At 64.5% G+C, this 25,726-nt stretch carries 18 protein-coding genes and 1 pseudogene; 12 read left to right on the plus strand and 7 right to left on the minus strand.

Features of this window, described 5'->3' with window-relative positions; genetic code table 11:
• Window positions 1-20: 20 nt before the first annotated feature.
• The 4 genes from ABDV78_RS01885 to ABDV78_RS01900 all read left to right on the plus strand — a co-directional run bounded on the left by ABDV78_RS01885 (window position 21) and on the right by ABDV78_RS01900 (window position 6,744).
• The gene (locus ABDV78_RS01885; RefSeq protein WP_343525488.1) at window positions 21-740 is read left to right on the plus strand and encodes a DUF6796 family protein; all 720 of its coding nucleotides are present in this window, start codon (window positions 21-23) and stop codon (window positions 738-740) included.
• 279 nt (window positions 741-1,019) lie between these two features.
• Window positions 1,020-3,044 carry a glycoside hydrolase domain-containing protein gene (locus ABDV78_RS01890; RefSeq protein ID WP_343525489.1) on the plus strand — a complete coding sequence of 675 codons (2,025 nt, stop codon included), beginning with the start codon at window positions 1,020-1,022 and terminating at the stop codon, window positions 3,042-3,044.
• A gap of 89 nt (window positions 3,045-3,133) precedes the next feature.
• Complete coding sequence (locus tag ABDV78_RS01895; RefSeq protein WP_343525490.1) at window positions 3,134-5,650, plus strand: TonB-dependent receptor; 2,517 nt, start codon at window positions 3,134-3,136, stop codon at window positions 5,648-5,650.
• A gap of 5 nt (window positions 5,651-5,655) precedes the next feature.
• Window positions 5,656-6,744: a YdcF family protein gene (locus tag ABDV78_RS01900; protein ID WP_343525577.1), complete on the plus strand. Its 1,089-nt coding sequence runs from the start codon at window positions 5,656-5,658 to the stop codon at window positions 6,742-6,744.
• 144 nt (window positions 6,745-6,888) lie between these two features.
• Here the strand turns inward: ABDV78_RS01900 and rlmJ are convergent, their stop codons facing one another.
• Both rlmJ and ABDV78_RS01910 read right to left on the minus strand, forming a co-directional pair.
• The gene (gene rlmJ, locus ABDV78_RS01905; protein ID WP_343525491.1) at window positions 6,889-7,719 is read right to left on the minus strand and encodes a 23S rRNA (adenine(2030)-N(6))-methyltransferase RlmJ; all 831 of its coding nucleotides are present in this window, start codon (window positions 7,717-7,719) and stop codon (window positions 6,889-6,891) included.
• A 230-nt stretch (window positions 7,720-7,949) separates the two neighbouring features.
• A complete protein-coding gene (locus tag ABDV78_RS01910; RefSeq protein WP_343525492.1) occupies window positions 7,950-8,531 on the minus strand; it encodes a pseudouridine synthase in 582 nt (193 codons plus the stop codon).
• A gap of 42 nt (window positions 8,532-8,573) precedes the next feature.
• On the opposite strand from ABDV78_RS01910, the gene ABDV78_RS01915 reads away from it, so the two are divergent.
• Window positions 8,574-9,671 (plus strand): LysR family transcriptional regulator, encoded by a 1,098-nt coding sequence (locus ABDV78_RS01915; protein WP_343525493.1) that lies wholly within the window; start codon window positions 8,574-8,576, stop codon window positions 9,669-9,671.
• Here ABDV78_RS01915 and ABDV78_RS01920 read toward each other — a convergent pair.
• The 3 genes and pseudogenes from ABDV78_RS01920 to ABDV78_RS01930 all read right to left on the minus strand — a co-directional run.
• Window positions 9,666-9,836: pseudogene (locus ABDV78_RS01920) on the minus strand (IS5/IS1182 family transposase); the annotation flags it as partial. The gene ABDV78_RS01915 and the pseudogene ABDV78_RS01920 overlap by 6 nt on opposite strands.
• A gap of 212 nt (window positions 9,837-10,048) precedes the next feature.
• A complete protein-coding gene (locus ABDV78_RS01925) occupies window positions 10,049-10,666 on the minus strand; it encodes a response regulator (protein ID WP_343525494.1) in 618 nt (205 codons plus the stop codon).
• On the minus strand, window positions 10,659-11,687 hold the full coding sequence (locus ABDV78_RS01930) for an ATP-binding protein (RefSeq protein WP_343525495.1): 1,029 nt from the start codon (window positions 11,685-11,687) through the stop codon (window positions 10,659-10,661). The genes ABDV78_RS01925 and ABDV78_RS01930 overlap by 8 nt, the downstream gene beginning before the upstream one ends.
• Before the next feature lie 168 nt (window positions 11,688-11,855).
• Here ABDV78_RS01930 and ABDV78_RS01935 point away from each other — a divergent pair, with 168 nt between their 5' ends.
• The 3 genes from ABDV78_RS01935 to ABDV78_RS01945 are packed head-to-tail and all read left to right on the plus strand — an operon-like array spanning window position 11,856 to window position 17,651.
• A complete protein-coding gene (locus ABDV78_RS01935) occupies window positions 11,856-13,052 on the plus strand; it encodes an efflux RND transporter periplasmic adaptor subunit (protein WP_343525497.1) in 1,197 nt (398 codons plus the stop codon).
• 4 nt (window positions 13,053-13,056) lie between these two features.
• Complete coding sequence (locus tag ABDV78_RS01940) at window positions 13,057-16,203, plus strand: CusA/CzcA family heavy metal efflux RND transporter (protein WP_343525498.1); 3,147 nt, start codon at window positions 13,057-13,059, stop codon at window positions 16,201-16,203.
• Window positions 16,203-17,651: an efflux transporter outer membrane subunit gene (locus tag ABDV78_RS01945; protein ID WP_343525499.1), complete on the plus strand. Its 1,449-nt coding sequence runs from the start codon at window positions 16,203-16,205 to the stop codon at window positions 17,649-17,651. The genes ABDV78_RS01940 and ABDV78_RS01945 overlap by 1 nt, the downstream gene beginning before the upstream one ends.
• 18 nt (window positions 17,652-17,669) lie before the next feature.
• On the opposite strand, the gene ABDV78_RS01950 is transcribed toward ABDV78_RS01945, so the two are convergent.
• Together ABDV78_RS01950 and ABDV78_RS01955 are read right to left on the minus strand one after the other, a co-directional pair.
• On the minus strand, window positions 17,670-19,115 hold the full coding sequence (locus ABDV78_RS01950) for a TolC family protein (RefSeq protein ID WP_343525500.1): 1,446 nt from the start codon (window positions 19,113-19,115) through the stop codon (window positions 17,670-17,672).
• 40 nt (window positions 19,116-19,155) lie between these two features.
• Window positions 19,156-20,514, minus strand: a complete 1,359-nt coding sequence (locus tag ABDV78_RS01955) for an HlyD family type I secretion periplasmic adaptor subunit (protein ID WP_343525501.1) — start codon at window positions 20,512-20,514, stop codon at window positions 19,156-19,158.
• A 171-nt stretch (window positions 20,515-20,685) separates the two neighbouring features.
• Between ABDV78_RS01955 and ABDV78_RS01960 the strand changes: the two genes are divergently transcribed.
• From ABDV78_RS01960 to ABDV78_RS01975, 4 genes are read left to right on the plus strand one after another with little or no spacing between them, the layout of a single operon-like run.
• Entirely contained in the window at window positions 20,686-22,848 is a 2,163-nt protein-coding gene (locus ABDV78_RS01960) for an ATP-binding cassette domain-containing protein (protein ID WP_343525502.1), read from the plus strand.
• Window positions 22,849-22,905: 57 nt separating this feature from the next.
• Entirely contained in the window at window positions 22,906-23,658 is a 753-nt protein-coding gene (locus ABDV78_RS01965) for a hypothetical protein (protein ID WP_343525503.1), read from the plus strand.
• An 11-nt stretch (window positions 23,659-23,669) separates the two neighbouring features.
• Window positions 23,670-25,310, plus strand: coding sequence for a hypothetical protein (locus ABDV78_RS01970; protein ID WP_343525504.1), 1,641 nt, complete (start codon window positions 23,670-23,672; stop codon window positions 25,308-25,310).
• On the plus strand, window positions 25,307-25,639 hold the full coding sequence (locus ABDV78_RS01975) for a PilZ domain-containing protein (RefSeq protein ID WP_343525505.1): 333 nt from the start codon (window positions 25,307-25,309) through the stop codon (window positions 25,637-25,639). Before ABDV78_RS01970 ends, ABDV78_RS01975 begins: the two co-directional genes overlap by 4 nt.
• Window positions 25,640-25,726 lie beyond the last annotated feature (87 nt).

Genomic DNA, 25,726 nt, shown 5'->3' on the forward strand with positions numbered 1-25,726 from the left:
TCTTACGAAAGGAGCATGGCATGAACATTCTCGCGATCCGAGCCGCCGGTATCGCCGGCGTCCTCGGTGCGATCTGCTGGGCGATCGGCGATGTCCTGCTGGTCGGCGGCACGGCATCGCCCGATCAATTCCCGTTGTTGTTGCGCGACTATGCCGACCGCATACCCTTCAAGGCGCTGGCATGGATGCTGCCATTCGACGAGCCCAGGCTCGCGGCGGGAGCGATGATCGCCAACCTGTCGATCCCGCTGTATCTTGCCGGGAGCTGGCATCTCTATCAGGGCCTGAAACCGGCGGGGGGCATCCTGCCCTTCGCCGCCTTTGGACTGCTCTTCTGCGCCAATGCCTGGTCGCCGCTCGGCCATGCGTCCTTCTACTACCCCGCCATGGTGTACAAGGCGATCCCGGCGCTTCCTGCCGGCGCGCATCCCACGCTGCTGACGCTGGGGGCGCAATTCAGCCAGATGCAAGCTGCCGCGTGGTTTCTTGCGGTGATCCCGCTTGCCCTCGGCATGGCGCTGTTGTGCGCCACCATCCTTGCTCGCCCGACCCATTATCCCCGCTGGTCGGCGATCATCCTCAATCCCATCACGCCGCTGCTGTTCTCGGCTATCGGCGCGGCGCTACCGCCGCCGGTCGGGCAATGGTTCTTCGCGGCCGTTCTCAATGTCGGGTTCTTCATCGTCTATACGTTGTCAACGATCCTGCTGTGGAATGCCGGCAGGACGGTCGTGCGATGAGGACGGGGCGCTCAGCCAGGGGTTTTGAGCGCTCGTGAAAGGCCGCCAATTGTCAAAGATGTGTAATGCACGAGCTGACAACCCGGACCAAGCATAGCTGGCCCCGAATGGAGGGCGCTCTTTGAGGATATGGTCGAGATGCGCCCGCGTCGTGGCGCAGAGTCAGAGGGCAGGGTGCCGATCCCGAGACAACTCGGCCAGCAGGTCATGGCATTGTCAAGATAGGCCCCTATCACGTTACGTTTGGCGCGACGAAGCGACGAACGAGGAATCATGCCCATGAGATCGATGATGGCGGCCGCGCTGGTCATGGTCGCAACGCCTGCGCTGGGGCGCGACGATCCTGCTGATCTGGTCGATCCGTTTGTCGGGACGCTGGCGGATTTCGGGCAGTTGACGCCCGCCGCGGTGGCGCCGTTCGGCATGGTGCAGCTTGGTCCAGATACCGATCCCGCCAATCACGCAGGCTATGATTTCGCAGCGGATCGGCTGCACGGTTTCTCCTTCACGCGCGGCGTCGGCGTCGGTTGCGGGGGTGGGGGTGGCGACCTGCTCGTGTCGTTGCGTCCGGCAGGCGCAAGCGGCCCGGCGGTGATGGACAAGCGTAGCGAGCGTGCCCGGGCCGGCTTCTACCGGGTGGCCTATGACGGTGGCCTGACGGCGGAGGTCACCGCCACGCGAGGGGCGGGGCTCCTGCGCTTTACCGCCGCTCGCTCGGGACAGGTGGTGCTGCGGATCGATGCACAGCATAGCTATGCCAAGCGCGCCTCCGCCTTGTGGCGCACCACCAACAGCGACGATCTGCGCGCCGAGATGGCGGCGGGCACGGTGTGCGACAAAGGGCTCTATCGCCTCTTTTCGTCCAGCCGCGTGACGTTGAACGGTCGTCCGCTTCACCGCGCAATGGCCGTGAAAGGCGGCCTCGCGACACTGGATCTGACCGTGCGGCGGGGCGACGTGATCGAGCTGGCGACAGGCTTGTCAAGCGTCGACGACGATGGTGCCGCGCGCGTTCGCGAGCGGGAATTGGGGCGCCGGCGTTTCCAAACCATCGCGGCGGCCACGCGCATTGCCTGGAACGATGTTCTTGGAAAGGTCCGCCCGGAAGGTACGCGGACCGAGCGCGCGCTCTTCTACACCTCGCTGTTTCGCGTCTTCCAGACACCCGTGGCGATCGACGATCCCGATGGCCGTCACCGCGAGAATGACGGGACGGTCGCCCGCTCACCTGCCGGGCAGACGCGCTATGCCAGTTGGTCGCTATGGGACAATTACCGGACGCAATTGCCGCTGCTCGCCCTGCTGCAACCGGACCGAAGCCAGGATATCGCCCGCTCGCTCGCCGACCTCTATATCCGTGGCAAGGCGCAATGGGCGACGATGGCCGAGCCGTTTCTGACGGTCCGTACCGAACATGCCGGGATCGCGCTGCTGGACATGCGACGCAAGGGCATCGCCGGTTTCGATGCCCCGGCCGCGCTGAAGGGCATGGTCGCCGATAGCGCGACGCTGCAACGCGAGACGCCTGACCAGCAGATCGAGGCGGCCTATGACGACTGGGCCACCGCGCAACTGGCCCATGACCTGGGGGACGAGGCGACCGCCCGGCGATTTTTGACGCAGGCTTATGGCTATCGCCCGATGTGGCGCTCCGTGTTCGAGACGCCGGGGGCGGACGGTGACACGGTCAAGGCACGCGGACTGTATCAGGGGACGCTGTGGCAATATCGCTGGGCGCCCGTCTTCGATCTCGACTGGATGGTCGCGACGGTCGGCAAGCGCGAGTGGCTGGCGCAACTGCATCATTTTTTCGACGCCGGTCTGTTCAACATGACCAACGAGCCGGATATCCAGGTGCCCTGGCTGTTCGCGGCGGCGGGTGAACCGCAGGCGACCGCGGATCTTGTTCGGACCATACTCACCCGGCCGATGGCGCATCCCTATACCAATGCTGGCAAGTTGCCACAGCCCTTCATCGGGCGCAGCTTCGCGTTGGCGCCGCAGGGTTTCGCCGATGGCATGGACGATGACGCGGGGGCGATGACCGCCTGGTATGTCTTCGCCACGCTCGGCCTGTATCCGCTGGTGCCTGGCGAGCCCTGGTATATGGTAACGGTGCCGAGCTTTTCGCGGGCGACGATCGATATGGGCCATGGGCGACGCGTGACGGTCCTCCGGCAGGGCCCGCGTGACGGTGCCATCCTTCGCGCCGACTGGAATGGCCGCGCGCTGGACGATTGGCGTGTGGCTCACCGGATGCTGCTGGAAGGCGGCACGTTGACGGTCACGACGCGCGCCCGTTGATCTGGATCGATGATAAATCCCACCGTTTCATAAATTTGTCGTGATAGCTTGGCATCGGGACCGCCAATCGATCCAAAACGGGGGACATCATGATCTTTTCCAGAGCGGCGCTGCTGTGCGCGACTGCCTTGAGCGCTGCGCTGATCACCGCACCGCAACTGGCCTCCGCCCAGACCGCAAGCGCGGCGACCACCGATACCGCCCCGGCCGAACCCGAGGCGCAGGCCGCGACCGGCGAGGACGTCATCGTGACCGGTTCGGCCCGGCGGCAGCGGCGTTTCGACGTGTCCTATGCGGTCAATTCGCTGGGGCAGGACGATGTGAAGCGGCTGGCCCCGCTCAATTTCGCCGATCTGCTCGGCAAGCTGCCCGGCATCCAGGTCGAGGCGACCGGCGGCGAGGTGCAGAACATCACCCGCGTGCGCGGCATCCCGACCGATGACGGCTATGCCGTGTTCCAGCAGGACGGCCTGCCGCTGTTCAACGACATCAACGGCAATTTCTTCCGCGGCGATAGCCTCAACCGCTATGATCTGATGACCGAGCGGGTCGAGGTGGTACGCGGCGGCCCGGCCCCGATCTTCGCCAGCCAGGCGGCGGCGATCGTCAACTCGATCACGGTGACCGGCACCGACACCACGCGCGGCAAGGTGCAGGCGACGCTGGGCACCACCGACCTCTATCGCCTGGACGTGATGCAGGCGGGGCCGCTGGGCGAGCGGACCTATTATGCGGTCGGCGGCTATCTGCGTCGGGATGGCGGCCAGCGGGACAACGGCTTCCCCAATGATCGCGGCGGCCAGATCCGCGCCAACATCAAGCGCGACCTCGACAACGGCACGCTGAAGATCAGCGTCAACTATGTGAACGACCACAACACCTTCTATCTGCCGATCCCGATCGCCGATCCGCGCAATCCGTCGGTGTCGCTCAACCCCTATATCGACTTCTTCCACGGCACGCTCAACTCGCCCGCTTTCCGCGGCGTGACGCTGAAATACCGGGATTCGGCCGGGGTCGTGCGGAGCGAGACGCGCGATCTGGCCGATGGGCGCCACATGGAATATGGCAATATCGGCCTGCAATATGACGCCGAGTTCGGCGGCTGGCAGTTTTCGGCCAAGACCGGCTACACGCAGGGCAAGCTGACGTTCGACGCGCTCTATTCGACCTCCAACCCGGTCGATGCCAACAGCTTCGCCAATGGCTTCCTGAATGCGGCCAATGCCGCGTTCGGTTCCGTGGCGCGGCTGGGCTATGCGCTGTCGGCGACCAATGGCGCGTCGGTTTATGACCCCTATGCCGCGTCGGGCCTGGTCGTGCAGGCGCAGTATCGTGGTGTCGATTCGCGCTTCTATTCGGGGCAGGGCGATATCAGCGTCACGCGCAAGTTCGACACCGGCTTCGGCACGCATGACCTGCGGCTGGGCGGCTATGCCTCGGCCTATGGGTTGACCAACAAGGCGGTCTATCAGGACTATCTGATGGAAGTGCGCGGCCAGCCCCGGACACTGGACCTCGTCGCCTATTCGGCGAGCGGGGCGGTGCTGGGCTATGTCACCGACAAGGGTGTGCTGCGCTACGGCACCACGCTGAACCAGGGGAATGTCGATTCCACCGTCTATGCGGTCTATGCCAACGACACCTGGGAGGTGACGCCGGGCCTGCGCATCGATGGCGGCATTCGCCACGAATGGTACAATATCAGCGGCTATGGCCTGACCTCCACCTCGGCCAATCTCGGCGATCCCACCACGCTGGCTGACAATAATGTCCGCAGCTTCGACGGCGGGCGCCAGTCGCGCAAGGATAGCCCGGTCGCGACCAACTGGACGATCGGCATCAATTACGACGTCAGCACCCATTTCGGCGGCTATCTGCGCGCGTCGCATCTGGAGGTGCCGCCACAGTCGGCCAGCTATTACAATATCAACCCGGTGCTGGTGAAGACCCAGGCCGACCAATATGAGGCCGGGCTGAAGGCGTCCTTCGGCCGCAACTATCTGTACGTGACCGGTTTCTACACGAAGTTCGATCCGTTCAACGCCTCGTTCGTCGCTTTCAATCCGACCACGGGCCGTAACGACCAGGCAGTGCCCTTTATCGGCCAGGCGGAGGTCAAGGGCGTAGAAGTCGACGGCACGCTGGCACCGGTGCCCTGGTTCTTCGTCTCGGGCTCGTTCACCTATCAGGAGCCCAAGTATAAGAATCTTCAGAACAGCTCGGGGGCCGATCCCTCGGCGGTCAACGGAAAGCAGATCATTCGCGAGCCCAAGGTGTTCGGCAATATCCGCCCGACCTTTGCCTTCGATGCGGGAGGCGATCAGGTGGAGGTCTATGGCCGCTACGAATATGTCGGGCGCCGCTATGTCGACCTGTTCAACAACACCGGCCTGCCCGCCTACAACACGTTCGGGCTGGGGGCGACGCTGACCCATGGCGGGTTCCAGTTCCAGGTGGTCGGCGACAACATCTTCAACAACAAGGGGCTGACCGAGGGCAATCCACGCACCGACCAGCTGAGCGGCCAGACTTCGCGTGATGCGATCTATGGCCGTCCGATCTTCGGGCGAAGCGTCCGCTTCGTCATCAGCAAGGCCTGGTGAGCCGCATGATGCGGATCGGGGCCTTGGTGATGGCGATCGCCGTCGCATTGCCGTCGGCCACCATCGCCGAGGCCCCGGTGCGCGATGCGCAACTGGGGGCGATGGCGTCACGGCTGTTTCCTGCATTGCACGGACATCCGCTCGCGGGGGAGGCGCGGGACCGCCGCATCATGGCCTGCGCCGGAGTGTCGGCCTGTGTCGTCGCAGCGGCGATCCTGCGCGACAACGAACGCGACGCCTTGGCCGCACGGTCGGGCGAAGATGGCGATGACGTCCGGCGCCAGGTGGACGGGCTGAACGAGATTCTACGGGTGTACGGCGTCGGCAAGTTGCCGCGTTACCCCTTGATCGACGGGCCCGATGTGCCGTTCGGCAGCGATGCCTTTGCGGCGAGGGTCGCCGAGGCGGTCACCATGGCTGAGGCGCAACGCGGCGATCCGGCCGTGGGGGGTGACGTCAGCCTGTCACTCGCGCTCGCCTTGCTCGACGCCAATGACAAGAACGTGGCGGTCGCGTTCGAGCCACTGGACAAGCGGGACAACGCCGCCGCTTTCCAGCGTGCGCGAACGATCGACTGGCGCCGCTATCGCTATACGGCGATCCTCGTTCTGGGGATCGGGCCGGATGACCTGACCACGCCGCTCAGCGCGAAGGGGAAGGTCAATGTCCGCGTGGCCGCCGCATATCATGCGCAAGGGTTGGCGCCGTTCCTGATCGTCAGCGGTGGTGCCGTGCATCCGCGCGATACGCCGCATGTCGAGGCGCTGGAAATGCGGCGCGCCCTGATGGAGCGCTATGGCATTCCGGCGGACGCGATCGTGGTCGACCCCTATGCCCGGCATACCACCACCAACCTGCGCAATGCCACGCGGCTCTTGATCGCCATGGGCGCACCGCTCGATCGGAACATGCTGGTGGTCAGCAACGCCGCCCATCTCGACGCGATCGCCAGCCGGGCGTTCGTCGAACGCAACCAGCGGGATCTCGGCTATCAACCCGCGATAGCCGATGGACGTATCGCTCCTACCGCGCTCGCGATGAAGCCTTCGCGTGGATCGCTGCGTGTCGATCCGACGGACCCACTCGACCCCTGACCAAGTCCGTGCCGACCGACCATGCATTCGCGGCCATGCCCGAACGGACGGTACGCGATCGTTGTTGCGGGCCTGCCGATCACCTGGAGGCAGACCAGCGTTGCCAATGGGCCCGGATGACGAGATTTAGGGCTATGCGCCTTCTCACTCGTTCAACCAGGACGCTGTGATCTCGCCGCTATGCCCTTCCGGCGCCAGCGCGGCGCGGAGGGCTTCCAGCAGGGGCGGCAGCGCCTGCGTGAAGGCATAGGGCGGATTGACGATGAAGAGGCCCGCGCCGTTATAAATGCCGGGTTGATCGGCATCATACAGCCAATGCTCCACCGACAAGAATTTCGGGATGCCGAGCCTGCGCAACTGGCCCTTCCAGCGGTCATGCGTCGCGCGGTCTTTCAGCGGATACCAGATGACCGTCACGCCATGCGCCCATTTGCGGTGAGCCGCGGCGAGGGTGGCCGTGATGCGGGCGCGTTCGTCCGTCTGCTCATAGGGCGGATCGACCACGACCACGCCGCGGCCGGTACGGGTCGGGAGCATCGCCAGCCAAAGCTCATAGGCATCCCGCTCATGCACGGCAGCAGGCGTACCGCGCATCGCGCCGCGCAGGGCCCTGGCGTCCTCGGGATGCTTCTCATTGAGGATCAGCGCGTCCTGCGGGCGCAGGAGTTGCGCCAGGAACTGCGGCGAGCCGGGGTAAAGATGCGGTTCTGCCCCAACATTCACCGCCCGCACGGCGGCGCGATAGTCGTCCAGCAAGGGGTTCGGGTCGGCAAAGGCGCGAAGGACGCCTTGCGCGGCTTCGCCGGTGCGTTGGGCCTGCTCGCCGCCAAGATCGTAGAGCCCGCAGCCGGCATGGGTATCGATCAGGGTCAAGGCGCCCTGCTTTTGCTGCAAGGCGCGGACAAGGGCGATCAAAAGGCTGTGCTTCACGACATCGGCGCTGTTGCCGGCATGGAAGGAGTGACGATAATTCATTGAAATCCAGAACCCTGCCGATTGGCCTTTATACGAACTTTCAGGTGAGGAAGCCGGTCGCGCCGCGATCGAGGCAACCCATCCAGAGCGCATAGGAACCGGATGGAAGGCGTCAAAGCCTCCTCTGGGAGAGGCCTCAAATCAGCTTTCACGGTCGGCGGCAACCGGCAACAGGTACGGCCGTGATCCGCAATCCCGCCGGCCGTTTCACATTTCCCCGCCAAATGGTGTCATCGGTCATAGGTGCGGCCGGCAACGTCGCCCGGGCCGGAGAGCACCTCGAACTGGCCGGGCGCGATCCCGGCGACGGACCAGTCGCCGATCGACCAGCGGACCAGCCTCAGGGTGGGCAACCCGACCGCCGCCGTCATTCGGCGTACCTGCCGGTTGCGCCCTTCGCGGATGGTGATCTTCAGCCAACTGTCGGGGATGGCCTTGCGCTGCCGTATCGGGGGATCGCGCAGCCACAGGTCCGGTTCGTCGATACGCGCAACCTCGGCTGGCAGGGTCATGCCTTCCTTGAGCCGGAGGCCCTGCCGCAAAGGCTCCAGGTCCCGGTCCTGCGGATCGCCTTCGACCTGCACAAGATATGTCTTGGGCATCTTGAAGCGGGGATCGGCAATTCGCGCCTGCAACCGCCCATCGTCGCATAACAGCAGCAGGCCCTCGCTGTCCCGATCCAGCCGCCCGGCAGGATAGACGCCTTTCACGGCAATGAAGTCCGACAATGTCGACCGAACCGTCGGCGATCCGCGGTCCGTGAATTGCGATAGGACCCCGAAGGGTTTGTTGAACAGGAGCAGCCGGGGCATGTTTCGCTCATAGCGCTCCGTTGCGGTTATGTCTTCCGGCGCATGCCGCTGCCGGATCGGATGCGCCGGCCAGCCGATGCCACTGGCCGTCGCTCACGAAAAATGATTTCTGACAGAGGAATATCTGCCATCATCTCAAATGCCGATGGAGGAAACGTTGCCGTGGATGGAGATCGATTGAAGGAGAATGTGCGCGCCTCACCGGCGGGGGAGGCACCCGTTCATCGCCTCAACCTCAATCTGCTCTATCCGCTTGATGCGATCCTGCACGCGCCGACACTGACCGAGGCCGGACGCCGTGTCCGCCTTGGCCAGTCGGCGATGAGCCACGCCCTGCGCCGTCTGCGTGAGCATTTCGGCGACGATCTCGTCACCCATGCCGGCGGCGAGCAACATCTGACTCCGTTGGGTTTGGCGCTGTGCGGCGAGGTGCGTCGTGTGCTGCGCGATGTGGATGCGACATTCAACTTCGCCCTGTCCTTCGATCCGCTGACCAGTACCGACACGATCATCGTCGCGGCCACCGAGGCCGTCGAGCAGATGGTGTTGGGGCCGGTCCTGCGACGTCTGTCCGTCTCCGCGCCGGGAATGTTCGTGGAAATGATGGCCCTTGACCCCAACGAACCGGAAAAGGCGGTCGAACAGGGGGCCGACCTGCTCCTGTTGCCAGCGGAAAAGGCCATGACGGGCCCTGAGACACTGTCGATCATAACGGATCAGGCCGCATGCATGATCTGGGACCAGCATCCCCAACTGGCAGATTGCACGGACATCACCGAGGCGCAGTACCGGGCGGCGCGGCACATCGTCGCGCGCGGCGAGATGACCGATACGTTTCCGACGGATGCGGCCGGGGCCGACATGCTCCGCGCGCGACGCATCCGCATGCGGACGACATCACAGGCGACCTTGCCGACGATCGTCATCGGCAGCGACCTCGTCGCGACGGGCAGCATGTGGCTGTTCCAGCAATATGCCTCGATCATGCCGTTGAAAGTCGTGACGGCGCCATTTGCGCGGAACTCGAACACGATCGTCGCGCAATGGCCCCGTCATCGTCATGCGCCGATGGTGACCTGGTTCGTCGACGAGATCAGGGCCTGTCACCGGAATCATGGTCGCTCAGAGCCCGATTCATAATTCCATTTTGGCGAGGCGCCGTGTCCTCCCCCTGTAGGAGGCGATGAGGAGCCATGCTTCGGCGGATGCGACGGCCCGGTTCAGTCAGTCGATGGTGCGCTCGATCACCCATCGGCGGGGCAGGACGACGAGATACCGGGTGTCAGAGCGCTTGACGATCTCGATGGCCAGGGGGGCGACATGGGTGATGGCATTTCGCAGCGTCTCCCCGACCTTCGCCGGGGCAGGCTTTGGATCGTCCACCTGCTTCGAAACTCGATGGACTTCGTCTCGTGGAAAGACCGCAATGGCTTGGCCGCCGCATTGAAGGAGATCAACCGCCCGCCCAGCGCCGAGGTCGTCCTGTCGGCCCGGTTCGGCGCCGGACATAAAAACCGTCATCTACCCTTGTCGAACAGGCGGAGCAGATCGAGCAGGGTTGTGGCCTCCAGCTTCTGCATCAATCGCGCGCGGCGAGTCTTGACGGTGATCTCGCTGATGGTCAGGCGACTGGCGATCTGCTTCACACGCAGTCCCTCGACGGTCAGGCGCAACACCTCATATTCGCCTTCGCTCAGGGTCGACAGGCGACGCGCGGCGTCGGCGGCGATGTTTCGTGTGGTTCGACGAACGCCGTCCTCCCGGATCGCCGCATTGACCGCGTCGATCAACTGCTGGTCGTTGAACGGCTTGGCGAGGAAATCGACCGCCCCCGCCTTGATCGCGCGGACCGCCATGGGGATGTCACCATGCCCGGTGACGAAGACCACGGGCAGGCCTTCGCCCTCCGCCGTCATCGTCGCCAGCAGGTCGAAGCCGCTGCTGCCCGGCATCCGCACGTCGAGGACGATGCAGCCCGGGCGGGCCGGATCATCCTCCTGCCGGAACGCCGCGACCGAGGCATAGCCGCGGGCGGCCAGCCCCACCGAGGCGAGCAGATCGGCCACCGCCTCGCGGACCGGGAGCTGGTCGTCGACGATTCGGACCAGCGGGGCGTCGGCGATGGGATCAGGCATGTCCGGGCTCCGGCGTCAGAGGCAGGCGCAATTCGAACACCGCGCCGCGCCCGCCCCGTGGACGATACTCCAGCGCGCCGCCATGCGCCTCCGCGATGGTCCGGCTGATCGTCAGGCCCAGTCCGACACCGCCCTCCTTGCTGGTCCAGAAGGGTTCCCACAAATGGCCCAATGCATCCTGCGATAGTCCCGCGCCGGTGTCGGCGATGGTCAGCGCGACGAAACCGGCCGAGCGACTGACCGACAGCAGGATGCGCCGCTCCGCCGTGCCGTTCTGCGTCAGGCTTTCGATCGCATTGATGAGCAGGTTGACGACGATCTGTTGGATCTGCACCCGGTCGCCCCAAATCCCTGCGGCATCCTCGGGCATGGTCAGGTCGAGGCGGATCTGCTGTCGGTCCAGTTCTGCCCGCGCGATGGCGACGCATTCCTCGACCAGCTCGGCCATGTCGGTCCAGACCGGCGTCGACGCCTTTCGGCTGGCGAGCCGTCGTACCCCGGACACCACGTCCCCCGCCCGCGCGGCATCGCGGGCGATCCGGTCGAGCGACTCCTTTGCGCGGGTCAGGTCGGGGGGACTGCCGTCGAGCCAGCGCCGAGCCGCCCCCGCGCTGCTGGTGATGGCGGCGAGCGGTTGATTGACCTCATGCGCGATGGAGGACGCCAGTTCGCCCAGATTGCCGATCCGCGAAAGCCGGAGCAGATGCGCGCGCGCTTCGTGCGAGGCGGCTTCGTGCGACAGCATCCGCAGGCCCAGATAGCTGGTCGTCATGATCGCGATCAGGCTGATCGCCAGATTGACCATGCCCGCCTCGGTCATGCCGAAGCGCGTCAGCGGGCTGCCCAACAGGGTCAGGGCGACGCATCCCGCCGCCAGTCCCATCACCCGGGTACGCGGAAAGATGCGCAGCGCCAGCAGGACGGGGACGATATACAGCACCGCAACCGCGATCACCCGGTCGGTCAGGACATCGACAACGAAGATGGCGAGGACGAGGATCGCCACGAGCAGGCCGGTCATCCAGCGTAACGCGTGCCCGTCGGCTTGGCCCTGATCCTTTCGCGGCATGGTGTTCCCTATCAGTCCAGGGGACACGCCGTCGAGATGAGGTGGCATATACATTGGTATATTCGCCCCATACGACTGGGCGATTGTGGGTAGACCGGGACGTTTCCTAGGCCCGGCGGCATGACCTGCTTTCCTCGCGACCGGCGGCTCTGGACCGCGCTCGTCCCCATCACCCTGGCCCTGGTGCTGAGCGGCTGTTCATCCTCGAAGGATGCCGCTCCGCAGCGAAAGGGCACGCTGCCGCCCGGGGAGTTTCGGCCGACCGACCAGCAATGGGCCAATTTGCGCTTCGTCCAGGCCGGCGGTGAGCAATATGCACCGGCGCTGCTGACCGACGGGCAGATCGCCACCGACGACGACCACACCACCCAGTTGTTCTCGCCCTTCACCGGCCGGGTATCGCGCATCTTCGTCAAGCCCGGCGACGTGGTCCATCGGGGGCAGCCCGTCTATGCCATCGCCGCCTCCGAACTGGTTCAGGGGCGTAGCGACATTGCCACCGCCCAGGCTTCGGTCGCCGCCGCCCACAAGGCGTTGTCCGTTGCTCAGGCCAATGCGGCGCGGCAACAGGCGCTGCTGGCCGTGCAAGGGGCGGCCCAGCGCGATGTGCAGCAGGCCCAGTCCGATCTGGCCGCCGCGCGCAGCACGCTGGCGAGCAGCGAGGCGCAATTGTCCGCCGCGCGCGGGCGGTTGCAGGTCCTTGGGCTGGGCGGAACGACTGGGGGCGGCGAGGATGAAGCCATCGTTCGCAGCCCGATCGACGGCACCGTCACCGCGCGGGCGGCGGGGATCGGCCAATATGTCGAAAGCGCCGCGTCGGGCGCCAGCGCGCCGCTGTTCACGATCAGCGACCTGTCGCATGTCTGGCTGGTCGCCAATGTGCGCGAGGCGGATGCGGGCAAGCTGAAACGCGGCGCGATGCTGTCGGTGCAGGTTCCGGCCTTTCCGGGGCGACGCTTCGACGCGCGTGTCTATTACATCGCGCCGGTGGTCGACCCGAACACCCGCCGGATCGTGGTGCGCGCGCAGATCGCCAATCCCGATGGGGCACTGCGCCCAAACATGTTCGCCAGTGCGCGATTGTCTGACGGCGCGACGGTGCCGGCGGTCGAAATCCCGGCCATGGCGGTCCTTTATGAAGGCGAGGACGCGCATGTCTGGGTCGCGCATCCCCAGCGGCACAGCCTGTCGCTGCGCGCGATCCGTACCGGGACCAGCACGGGCGATGCCGTGACCGTGACGCAGGGGCTGGCGCCGGGCGAGGCGGTCGTCACCGCCGGCTCCGTCTTCATCGACCGCGCCAACGGCGGAGACTAATCCGATGAACGCCGTCGTCCATTTCGCGCTGAAGCGCCGCTGGCTGGTGCTGCTGTTCCTGATCATCATGCTGGGGGCGGGGGGCTTTGCCTTCAGCCGGTTGAATATCGAGGCCTATCCCGATCCCGTGCCGCCGCTGGTCGATATCATCACCCAATATCCCGGCCAGTCGGCCGAGGAGATCGAACGCAACATCACCATCCCGATCGAAATCCAGCTTGCGGGCATCCCGCATGTGAAGACGGTGCGCACCATCTCGCTATTCGGCCTGTCCGACGTGAAGGTGCAGTTCACCTATGACTATAGCTATGAAGAGGCCGAACAGCGGGTCATCAACAAGCTGAGCCAGCTCCCGCCGCTGCCCGGCGGGGTGCAGCCGCAGCTTTCGCCCGAAAGCCCGATCGGCGAAATCTATCGCTACCGTGTGGTGGGCCCGCCCGGCTATTCGGTGACGGACCTGAAGACGATCGAGGACTGGATGCTGGAGCGCCGGTTCAAGGCGGTGCCGGGCGTGATCGATGTCTCCGGCTGGGGCGGCAAGACCAAGACCTATGACGTCGCGGTCGATAAACAGGCGCTGATGGCCAACGGCCTGACGCTGGGCCAGGTGCTCCAGGCGCTGAACAACGCCAACATCAATGTCGGCGGCCAGACCATCGACCTGGGCCCGAAGGCCGCGATCGTGCGCGGCGTCGGCCTGATCCAGTCGCCCGATCAGATCCGCAACACCTTCCTGAAGACCGTCAACGGCGCGCCTGTCTTCGTGCGCGACGTGGCCAAGGTCGAGGTCGGCCATCTGCCGCGCCTTGGAATTGCCGGCCAGGATCAGGACAATGATATCGTAGAGGGCATCGTCCTGATGCATCGCGGCGAGAAGAGCTCGCCCACCATCGCCGCCGTCGAGGCGGAGGTGCAGAGGATCAACAATTCCAACATCCTGCCGCCGGGTGTCCACATCGAGCGCATCTATGACCGCAGCCAGTTGATCGACCTGACCACCCATACGGTGATGCACAATCTGCTGTTCGGGGTGATCCTGATCTTCCTGATCCAGTGGGTGTTCCTCGGCAATCTGCGCAGCGCGATCGTGGTCGCGGCGACGATCCCCTTCGCGCTGTTCACCGCCGTCATGATCCTGGTGGCGCGGGGCGAGTCCGCCAACCTGTTGTCGGTCGGCGCGATCGATTTCGGCCTGATCGTCGACGCGACGGTCATCATGGTCGAGAATATCTTCCGCCACCTGTCGGAGGCGCCCAACGTCAAGCTTCGCAAGGACAAGCTGATGGCGCGCAAGATCGCCGTCATTGCCGAGGCGAGCGGCGAGGTGAACCGGGCGATCTTCTTCTCCGCCGCGATCATCATCATGTCCTTCCTGCCGCTGTTCACCCTGACCGGGATCGAGGGCCATATCTTCGGGCCGATGGCGCGCACCTATGCCTATGCGATCGCAGGCGGACTGGTTGCGACCTTCACCGTCTCGCCTGCGCTGTCGGCGATCCTGCTCGGCCTCGATCTGGAGGAGAAGGAGACGGCCATCGTGCGGTGGCTGCACTCGATCTATCATCCGGTGCTGCATCTGGCGCTGCGCTTCCGCGCGGCGACGCTGGGTGTGGCGGGGGCGCTGTTCCTGCTGGCGGTGGTCGCGGCGCATGGCCTGGGCCTGGAGTTCCTGCCGCATCTCGAAGAGGGCAATCTCTGGATTCGCGCCACCATGCCGCAATCCGTCTCGCTAGCGGCGGGCGACGACTATGTGAACCATATGCGCCGTATCCTCGCCAGCTATCCCGAGGTGGCGACGGTCATCTCGCAGCACGGCCGCCCCGATGACGGCACCGACGCCACCGGCTTTTTCAACACCGAATTCTTCGTGCCCTTGAAACCCCGCAGCGAATGGCCGAGCGGCATGACCAAGGAAAAGCTGACCGACGACATGAACCGCAAGCTGGCCGCCAGTTTCGCCGGGGTCGACTTCAACTTCTCGCAATATATCGAGGACAATGTCGAGGAAGCCGCCTCGGGCGTGAAGGGCGAGAATTCGGTCAAGCTCTACGGCAACGACCTGACCAGCCTGCAACGTACCGCCGAAGCGGTGAAGGCGGCAATGGCGAAGGTGCCGGGGATCACCGACCTGTCGATCTTCAACTCGCTGGGCCAGCCAACCGTCCAGATCGACGTCGATCGGGTCAAGGCCGCGCGCTATGGCCTCGCCCCCGGCGACGTCAACGCGGTGGTGCAGGCGGCGATCGGCGGCCAGGCGGCGGGCAATCTCTATGAGAAGGGCAGCGACCGGAACTTCCCGATCATGGTCCGCCTGAACACTGCCCAGCGTGCGACGCTGGACGATCTGCGCGCCATTCCCATCGGCGTCGCCAATGCCGGTGGCGGCATGACGCAGGTGCCGCTGGGGGATGTCGCCAGCGTCCGCCTGATCTCCGGGCCATCCTTCATCTACCGCGAACAGCAGACCCGCTATATCCCGATCAAGTTCAGCGTCCGGGGCCGCGATCTGGGCGGCGCGGTGGCCGATGCGCAAAAGGCGGTCGCGGCCCAGGTGAAGCTGGGCGATGGCCAGCATCTGGAATGGGTCGGCGAGTTCGGCGATCTCCAGGCCGCGCTCGATCGACTGGAGGTGATCGTTCCGATCACGTTGGTCCTGATCGGGCTGCTGCTGTTCCTCCATTTCTCTTCGATTACCGAGACGCTGCTGGTGTCGAGCGTCCTGCCGATGACCGTGATTGGGGGCATCTTCGCCCTGTCGCTGACCGGCACGCCGTTCAGCGTGTCGGCCGCCATAGGGTTCATCGCGTTGTTCGGCATCGCGGCGATGGAGGGGGTCATCGTTCTCTCCTATTTCCACGAACTGGTCGAGCGAGGGATGGAGCGGAGCCAGGCACTGGTCCAGGCGGCGGAGACGCGGTTGCGGCCGGTCCTGATGACCTGCCTGGCGGCCTGTCTGGGCCTGTTGCCCGCCGCCATGTCGACCGCGATCGGCGCGCAGGTGCAGCGACCGCTGGCGCTGGTGGTCGTGGGCGGCATCCTGCTCGCGCCCGCGCTGATCCTGCTGGTTCTGCCAGTGCTGATCGAGATGTTCTCGCCCGCCGGCCGCGCGAGGCCGGTTCCAGAAGATGTTGATGCGGAGGAGGCGAACTGATGCGCCGCCTGTCCTGTCTTGTCCCCACCCTGATGCTGGCCGGCTGTGCGGTGGGTCCGAACTTCCACACGCCTTTGGCCCCCGGCGTCGGCGGCTACACACCCGCCACGCTGATCGATCGGACCGATGGGGCGCCGGTCGCGGGCGGAGACGCGCAGTCCTTCCGCTGGGGCGGGACGGTTTCCCGTCGCTGGTGGACGGAATTCGGCTCGCCGGCGCTCGACGCGCTGGAGGAGGACGCGCTGCGGCATAATCCCGACGTCGAGAGCGCCAAGGCGGCGCTGCGCGCGGCGCACCAGACCTATCTGGCGCAGCGGGGCAGCCTGTTCCCGACCCTGGGCATCAATGCGCAGGCCGAGCGGCAGAAGAATGCGGGCGTCCTGCAATCGCCACTGAACGACAATTCAGACATCTTCACCCTCTATACGCTCGGTGCGACCGCCAGCTACACGCCGGATTTGTTCGGCGGAATCCGGCGCGGGGTGGAGGGTGCGAAGGCGCAGGCCGAGGCGCAGCGTTTCCAGAGCGAGGCAGCCTATCTGACAGTCACCGCCAACGTCGCCAACACCGCGATCACGCTGGCCAGCCTGGATCGCCAGATCCTGATGACGCAGAAGGTGATCGACGCCGACCGCCACTATCTCGACATCGTGCAGGCGCAGTTGCGATTGGGGGCCGCCAGCGGCGCGGATGTCGCGGCAGCGCAAGTGGCGCTGTCCCAGGCCGAAGCGACGCTGCCGACGCTGACCAGGCAACAGGCGCAGGCGCGCGATTTCCTGGCGGTACTGACCGGGCGCTATCCGGCCGAGCATTTCGTGGCGCCCGATCTCGACGCGCTGCACCTGCCCGCCGAACTGCCCGTCTCGCTGCCGTCCGAACTGGTCGAGCAGCGGCCGGACATCCGGGCGGCCGAGGCCAATCTCCATTATGCGTCGGCGCAGGTCGGTGTCTCCATCGCCGCGCGGTTGCCCAGTTTCTCGATCGGGGCGGGCGCGGGCGGCACCTCGACCGGGCTGTCGACCCTGTTCCGCGACGGCAACCCGTTCTGGTCGCTGGCGGGGAACCTGCTCCAGCCGATCTTCGACGGCGGCACGCTGCTCAAGCGCCAGCGCGCGGCCGAGGCGACGCTCGATCAGGCCAAGGCGCAATATCGTTCGACGGTCCTGTCCGCGATGCAGAATGTCGCCGATGTGCTCCAGGGCATATCGGCGGACGCGCAGGCCTTGCGCACCGCCGCGCAGGCGGACAGCGCCGCGCGACACGCCCTCGACATCGCGCAGGCCCAGGCCCGGCTCGGGCAGGTCAGCGGCGCGGCCACGCTGAACCTGCAAACCGCCTGGCTCGGCACGCAAGCGGCGCTCGTTCAGGGGCGCGCGCAGCGATTGAGCGATACCGTCCTCCTCTACCAGGCACTGGGGGGCGGTTGGCAGCCGAAAGACGCCCCATAATGGTCCCGCGGATGCGCGTCATCGCGCCGGTGGGCCTGCCGGTATTGGCGCCGGAACGGCGAGAGAGGGCAACTCGCCCTGTCCCACGAAGCGGAACAGCTCGGCCATCTTCTGTAGAACCCGCAGGCCGCTGATCTGTTTCTGGGTGTAGTTGGTCAATCGGTTCTGATTTGCCTGGAACAGCGCCTGCTGGCTGTCGAGCAGATCGAAGACCGAACGCTGGCCGGAGCGAAACTGTTCGCGATACAGCGTCACCACCTTCTGCGCCGATTCGATCTGCGATTCGATCGTTGCCATCTTCTCATTGGCCGCCTTGAGCGACTGAAAATCGACCCGGAGATCCTGTTCGACGTCGCGCCGGATCTTGAGCAATTGATAGTCGGCTTCACGAAGGCGTGCTTCGATCCGGTGCTTCAGCGCCATGTCGGCGCCACCGTTCAGAAGATTGTAGCTGATCGTGACCACGGCCCGCGTATCGTCCGCGCGTCCGGTACGACCGAGCACCTCATAGCGGTGGTTCCCCTGCAGATCGAGGCCGATGCGCGGGAAGAACGTTGCTTTCTGACTGGCAAGCTGGCGCTCGACCGAGCGGCGGTCCTGGGCCGCCTGTGCCAGGTCCGGGTTGCGTTGTTCGATCACGTCGACCGCCGAGTCCGGGCTGATGGGCAGGGCGGGATCGACCGGCGGCAGGTCGATCGCCCGATCCGGCAGGTGTCCCGTCAAACGCCGATAGGATTCGCGTTGCTGTTGAAGCTGGCTCTGTGCGTCGAAGAGCTGCTGTTGCAGATTGTCCTGCCGGACCTGGGCGCGGCTGACATCGGCGCTGGTGGTGAGGCCGAGGGATTTCTGCACGGCGATCATGTTCGACATTTTCGCCTGGGTCTCGATCTCCTGTTCGATCAGATCGACCAGCTTCTGCTTTTCCAGGACGCCGAGATAGGCGGCGGAGATATCGAAGGATATCTGTTCGATCTGCTTGCGCGTGCCCCATTGCGCGCTGGCATAGGCCGCGTTCGCACGCTTGATGTCGTTGATCGTGACGCCGAAATCCCAGATGTTCTGGTGGATGTTCAGAACGCCCTCGCGCCGCCGGAGCAGGGAGTCATTGCCCGTATTCGGCTGGACATATTCTGGACCGCTGGCCAGCGTGAGGTCGACCCGTGGAAGATAGGCTGCCCGCGCTTCGTTGACGCCATATTTGGCATCGTCCTGTCGTGCGAGCGAGATCTGGATATCGGGGTTCTGCTTCAGCGATGCGACGATCGCATCACGCAACGATTCCACCTTGTCCAAGGGCGCGGATGGGTCCGGCGCCGGTGCCGTCGCCTGAGCAGGGGTGACGTGACGTTTCCCCTTTTGCGCACCCGCCGCATGGGCCGCCGTCGGACCGGCTTGCAGCGCCAGCGCGATCGAAAATGCCAGCGTGTGACTGATGGTCTGTCTTAGTCCAAGTTCAATTGACATCGTTTTGCTTCCCCCCGGAAAAATCGTGATGTGTGGATCGTTATTCGCGAAAGGCGCCGTCCCGAACGCGGATCAGCGGTCCGAGAATGTAACTGAGCACCGTCTGGTGGCCGGACCGGATATCGACTTCGGCGGTCATGCCCGGCAGGATCGGCTTTGACTTGTCGAACCGACGGGTATCGGCGCGCAGCCGGACGCGATAATAAAGCTCACCCTTCGGATCTTGCAGCGCGTCGGGGGAGATATCCTCCACCTTTGCATCCAGTCCGCCATAGACGGTGGAATCATAGGCGCTGATCTTCACGACCGCGGGCAGGCCGTTCCAGATATTGCCGCGATCCCGTGGCGATACGCGCGCTTCGACCATGACGACATCGTCGACGGGCACGATCTCCACCAGTGGCTCGCCCGGCTTGGCGATGCCGCCGACCGTCTGGACAAGCAACTTGTTCACGTAACCGTCCGTCGGCGCGCGCACTTCCTCGCGGAAGTTGCGATCCTGGAACGCGTTGAGCGCATGTCCGGCCTTGGCCATTTCCAGCCTTAGGGTCGCGGCCTTCTCCCGCGTGTCGGTCAGATATTTGGTCCATGCCTCGCCGCGTTTCGCCGTCGCTTCCGCCAGCCCGGCCTGGGATTTCGGGATCGATGTGATCGCGTCCGAAATACGAGTGCGTATCTGTTGCAGGTCCGTCTGCTTCTCCAGCACCGTGTTTTCCGACACCGCTTCCGCAGCCAGCGCGCGCCGGAGACGTTCGAGCTGGGTCTCGACCGTGCGCTCCTCGTTGCGGAGACTGGCCAGCCGCGCCGCGCTGCTCGCAATGTCGGCGCGGAAGCCCTGTATCTGGCGATCATACACGCTGACCTGCTGCCGGATATCGGCGCGCTGCGAGGCGAAGAACGCTTCCTCCGACCGGGCGATCTCAGGGGCCAGTCGCGCCAGCTCCGGTGGCGCGACGAAATGATCGGCGTTCGATGCTTCGGCTTCGAGACGGAGGATGCTGATATGCTTCGCCGCGACATCGGTCTGGGCGTTGTTGAGTTCGGCGTTCGATTGCTGGTTGGACAGCCGCAGGAGAATGTCGCCCTTGTGAACGAGCTGACCCTCGCGAACGAGGATCTGCTTCACGATCCCGCCTTCGAGATGTTGGACCACCTGATTTTGGATCGAGGGCAGGACGCGGCCGGTTCCGCGGGTCACCTTGTCGATCTGAAACAATGCCGCCCATATCAATAGGCTTGCAAGAAAAACTGCCAATATCTTCAACGTGTTGAAAGATCGCGCAGTGTCTACCCGTGCGCTCCAAGGCTGCAGGCCGTCGATCTTCGCAGAATATAGTTGAGCGCCCAGCGGTTCATCCGCTGGGTCCACTATCATCTTGAGAATTCGAGAGAATTTCATGTCAATTCACGCCGTGCATTTGGCATTGTGAGAAATAAACCCTGGTTAAGCGCTGGTCGAAATTGGATTTACACTAAATATACAAAAATTGTATAAAAATGGCGCCGAAGGGGGCGATCTAGAACAATCATGCAGACCCAGGGATCAGCTGCGCGAACAGTCTTCGGAGCCATGCGGCGCCGACAGGTGAATGCACGCGGCTCAGAAATTGGGGGCTTTTCAGGCCTTCGCCTGGTCGAGGCGCTTGTCAAAGTCGCCGAGATCGCAGGCATATCGACGGATGCCGAAAGCCTGACTGCCTCGCTGCCGACCGGCGGCGGTGACCTCGACGTCAGGTTCGCGCCTTTTGCCTGCGCCCGCATCGACCTGGATGCGAAATGGGCGCAGCGCACGGTGGCGAGCCTGACGGAGCCGCATCTTCCGGCGGTGCTTCGTCTGATCGACGGGAGCTTCCTGATCGCGAGTGCGGTGCCCGTGGGCGGTGCGCTGACCATCATCGATCGCTCGGGAGAACGGCCGGTCCTGATCGAGGAGATCGCCGCCGCTGCCGCCGGCCCGGTATTGATGATCGGGCATGTCGACGCCGCGAACGGCAGTCTGGCCAGCGATCAGCGGGAACGCATCTGCGCCAACCCCCGGCTCTGGCTGTTGTCGAGTTTCCTGTCGGAGCGGCGCAACTTCCTGCAACTGCTCATGGCGGCCCTGTTCCTCAACATGTGCGCCTTCGCGATCCCGCTCTACATGCGGTCGATCTATGACCGGGTGGTGCCGAACCTGGCGGTCGACACATTATGGGCGCTCTCGTTCGGCGCGCTAATCGTCCTGGTCTTTGAATGCGTCTTCAAGCAGGTCCGCTCGGTGTTCGTCGATGCGATCGGCCTGCGCGTCGGTCAGGCGATCCAGCATCGCGCCATGTCCGCCGTGTTGCAGGCGCGTATCGATCAGTCGAATTGGACCGTCGGAAGCCTGATGACGGCGCTGCGCGACATCGAATCGATGGCGATGCTCGCGCCGCAGGCCGCCACCACCTTTTGCGTCGAGATTCCCTTCTTCTTCGCCTTTCTGGCATTGATCGGGCTGATCGGTGGTTGGGTGATGGTGGTGCCGCTATTCGGTGCCGTCGCGATGATCCTGATTGGCGCGGCCTCTGCCTACGGGCTGAAGTTTGGCAGTCGTCGCTCCAGCAAATTGTTGCAGGCGCGCAATAATCTTGTCGCCGACGTCGTCGGCAGCCTGCATACGATCAAGAGCAACCAGGCCGAAGGGCGCTTCCTGCGTCGGTGGGACATCCTGTCCGATCATGTCGGCATGAACGGCAAGGCGACCCGTCACTGGTCCGAGATTCCGGCCGTCGCATCGGCCTTCATCGTCCAGGCGGTGACGATCGGCATCGTCATCATCAGCATCTATCAAATCCGCGCCGGGGCGATGACCGCAGGCGCGCTGATCGCCTGCAACATGCTGGCGGGGCGCGCGATGGGGCCCGTGTCGTCGGCAATCGCGGTCGTCAGCAAAGGGTATCAAAGCCTGACCCAATTCGGTGCGCTGGCGAACCTCCTGGCGCTGGAGCCCGAGGTCGAGACCTCCGACGCCGCGGTACGGGCCCGGCCCTTTGTCGGGCGCATGGCCTTCCAGAATGTCGGCTATAGCTATCCCGATACCAGCGTGCCGATGCTGCGTGACATCGATCTGGATATCCGTCCCGGCGAGAAGATCGGGGTCATCGGTCTGGCCGGGTCGGGGAAATCCACGCTTCTCAAGCTGATGGGTGGACTGATCTCGCCCTCCTCCGGGACCGCGCTGGTCGATGGGCATGCCGTGGAGCAATATGCCGCCGCGCATCTGCGTGAGAATATCGCCTTCGCGACGCAGGAAGCGGCACTCTTCGACGACACGATCTATGAGAATATCGTGCTGGGCCGAACCGATCCCGATCCGGCACTGCTGGAACGCGCGATCAACACGTCCGGCGTCCATCAGTTCATCGTCCAGTCCAAGGAGGGGCTGAGCCGCCGCGTCGGGATCGGCGGATGCCGTCTCTCGGGCGGCCAGCGACAGGCGGTGGTGCTGGCGCGTGCCTTCATGCGCGATCCGCGCATCCTGTTGCTGGACGAACCCACCGCATCGATGGACATCGACGGCGAACAGGCGGTGATCCGGGGCCTGCGGGAATTCGGCAAGGACCGGACGTTGATCATCGCCACGCATCGGTTCGCGGTTCTCGACCTGGTCGACCGCGTGCTGTGGATGGAGAACGGGCGGATCATGGCCGATCAGCCGCGGGACCAGCTTCTGGCGCACTTGCGTCAGCGTCAGGCGACACGCGCCGCATGAGCGCGACGAACGAAGCGATCCTTTGGGAAGCATCAGGACAATCGGGGAAGGTGGAACGTGGCAGGGGCTTCTGAAGACGGCGAGGTCAATCACTGGCCGGCATTCGTGGACGTGCTCACGGCCGTCATCATGGTCGTGACCTTCCTGCTCGTGATCATGAGCGCGGCGGTCATGGAACTGTCCAAGCGGACGGTTCAGGTCATGCAGCAGAAGATCAACCAGATGCAGCAGCAGAGCGAGCGTCCGGCAGACGCGCAGAGTGGGGCGGCGGTCTCGGGCAATAGCGCGAAGGCGGGCATGGCGGGCATGCAGCCGGTCAGGTCGCCTTCCGACGCGGCGGCGGGGAGTTCGATCGCGCAGCTCGGCTCGCCCCTGGTGTCCGATGCCGCGGCGAACGGGAAGGACCAATTGTCCATCCTGACCCGTGACACGCCGGACACGATGCGCATCACCGCCAAGTCGATGGACGTCCCCGTCGAGACACAGGGTATGCGGATCACCACCGCCTCGACCCTGCTGAGGGTGGACTTCGATCCGAACGCGATCCGCTACACGGATGAGGACGCGGGCAAGGTGCAGGCGTTCCTGAAGGGGGCGGTGCGACCGGGGCAGAAATACGGAATCTGGTCGCTGGTGCCGAGTACCGGATCGATCTCCGAACCGATGCGGATCGCCTATTATCGCGCAGCTGCGACGCGCAATCTGCTGATCCAGGCCGGCATCAATCCCGGCGACATCACCACCGAAACCCGCGTGGTGGATCCCAAGTCCGAAGACGGCAACTCCGTCCGCATCGTCGTGAAGAATTAAGGGGCATGGTCATGAAACGGGAGATACGTGCCGAACTGATCAAGATGTCCCTGGTCATGGCGGTCATGATCGGCATCGGGGTATATGCGCATGATTTCGTCATCGCGGGCATCAAGGCCAAGATGGCGCTCAACCTGTCGATCTTCGCGCTGTTCACGGTCGCGGCGATCATTGCCTTCCGAAACGTTCTCGCGTTGAGGAACGAGGTGCAGGCGCTGCGCGCGCTCCAGCTGAGCACCGAAGAACAGGGGCCCAGCCCGGACATACATGACGCGCCGGCGATCGTTTTCCACGAGCCGCATCTGCTGGGACAGGGCTATCGCCTGATCGCCGAGCAACTTGCCAAGGACGGCACCGTCAACCTGCCGTCCAAGGTCGCGGAGTCGCTCGTCCACAGCGTCGATCAGCGCATCAACGAACAGAAATCGGTCATTCTGTATTTCTCCGGCCTGATGGTCTTCATGGGCCTTATCGGCGCGTTCATGGGCCTGATGCACACGGTCGGATCGGTCGGCGATCTTATCGGCGGGATGGACGTGTCGGGGACCGCGGGCGGCGACAGCTTCGGCAAGATGATCGAAGGCATGAAGGCGCCGTTGCGCGGCATGTCGGTGGGTTTCAGCTCCTCGCTGTTCGGTCTGTCGACCTCGATGGTGCTCGGCGCGCTTGAGCGCTGCATGACCAAGGCGGCCAAGTCCCTGCGTGACGACTATGAGCATTGGCTGTCGAGCGTCACGACGCTCGAAGGGGCGAGCGAGGTCGAGACGGGAGGCACGCGCGGCGCGGGATCGACGTCACTGGTCCGAGCGATGGACGCGGCGGCCCGCCAACTGGCGGCCCTGCACGAGGCGGTGGAGCAGGAACGGCGCCTCGACATCCGAATGTCGGAGACTCTGTCGGAGCTGTACGAGGCGATGGCCGGCCTGTCCCGCATGGTCGAACGGATTGCCGATCCGACGCTGGTGCTGGTGCCCATCGCCGACGCGGTCGCCGATCTGGGCCGGCACCAGATCCGGCTGACCGCCGACATGGAAATGCTCTTCTCGCAGGTTCGGTCTGACCGCGCGCATCTGAACGACACGATCGCATCGTTGCGGGACCTCGCCGTGCAGCAGCGCCATGCCGAACGCGAGCGCGAGGATCGGATCGTGCGACGGCTCGACCAGCTCCTGGCCTGTGGCGAGGCGGTGCTGGAGCGTGAGCCCATGGTACTTCAGTGGCCCCTTACGACGGATCATGCCCCGCCGCAGATGGAGGCGCGGGCGCTGCACCGGCGGCTTATGGCGGCCTTTGGAGGACGACGCGATGAAGCCCGGAAGGTCGGGGAATATCGCCGGTTCGCCCTCGACATCCGCGAGACGATGGAACGGCAATATCGTCTTCAGGAGGAATTGCGGGTGGAGGTCATCCGCTTCCGCAGTGCCGTATCGGCGGATCGCCGCAAGGCGGCGGATATCCTGGGCGCGCTGGCGCTGGAGAGGGACCGCTTGTCCGCTCTGGCCGAAATGATCGAGGCTGGCGACGCGCCCCAGAATGCGCGTGTCGCGCTCGACCAGGCGCGAGCGCACATGAGCGTCCTGACCGCGCGGGCGGAACGTCTGCGTAAGGACATGGCCGTCTCCGACACCAATTACAATGCGAGGGCAGAATGATGGCGATCCACAGCGCTATGGCCGTTGTCCGGGGAATGTTTCCGCGGAACTATTCGGCGGCACGAGCCCAGATCAGGCATGAATGTCGACTGGATGCCGAGCTGATATTGCTGGACAGTGATATTTCGCTGAAAGGCAAGATTCTGGATATCTCCACAAGGGGCGCATTGTTCCGCCCTCCGCAAATCTATCTTCTCAGTCGTTCTGGAACACTGGTTCGGTTGGCAGTCGGCGATGTAATCGCTGAAGGTGCCATCGTGAATACGACGGCACGGGGATATGGCATTCAATTCAAGTCGGAATTGCCGATCGGGGCGGTTCCGTCCTGATTGTCTGATTTTATAATATGACGTTTGGAATGATGGTATTGGTTAAGTCGTAGTATTTAACCCGTTTCAGGCGATAACAATTCATAA

Origin of the sequence: Sphingomonas sp. (assembly GCF_039594485.1) — a bacterium.
GTDB lineage: Bacteria > Pseudomonadota > Alphaproteobacteria > Sphingomonadales > Sphingomonadaceae > Sphingomonas.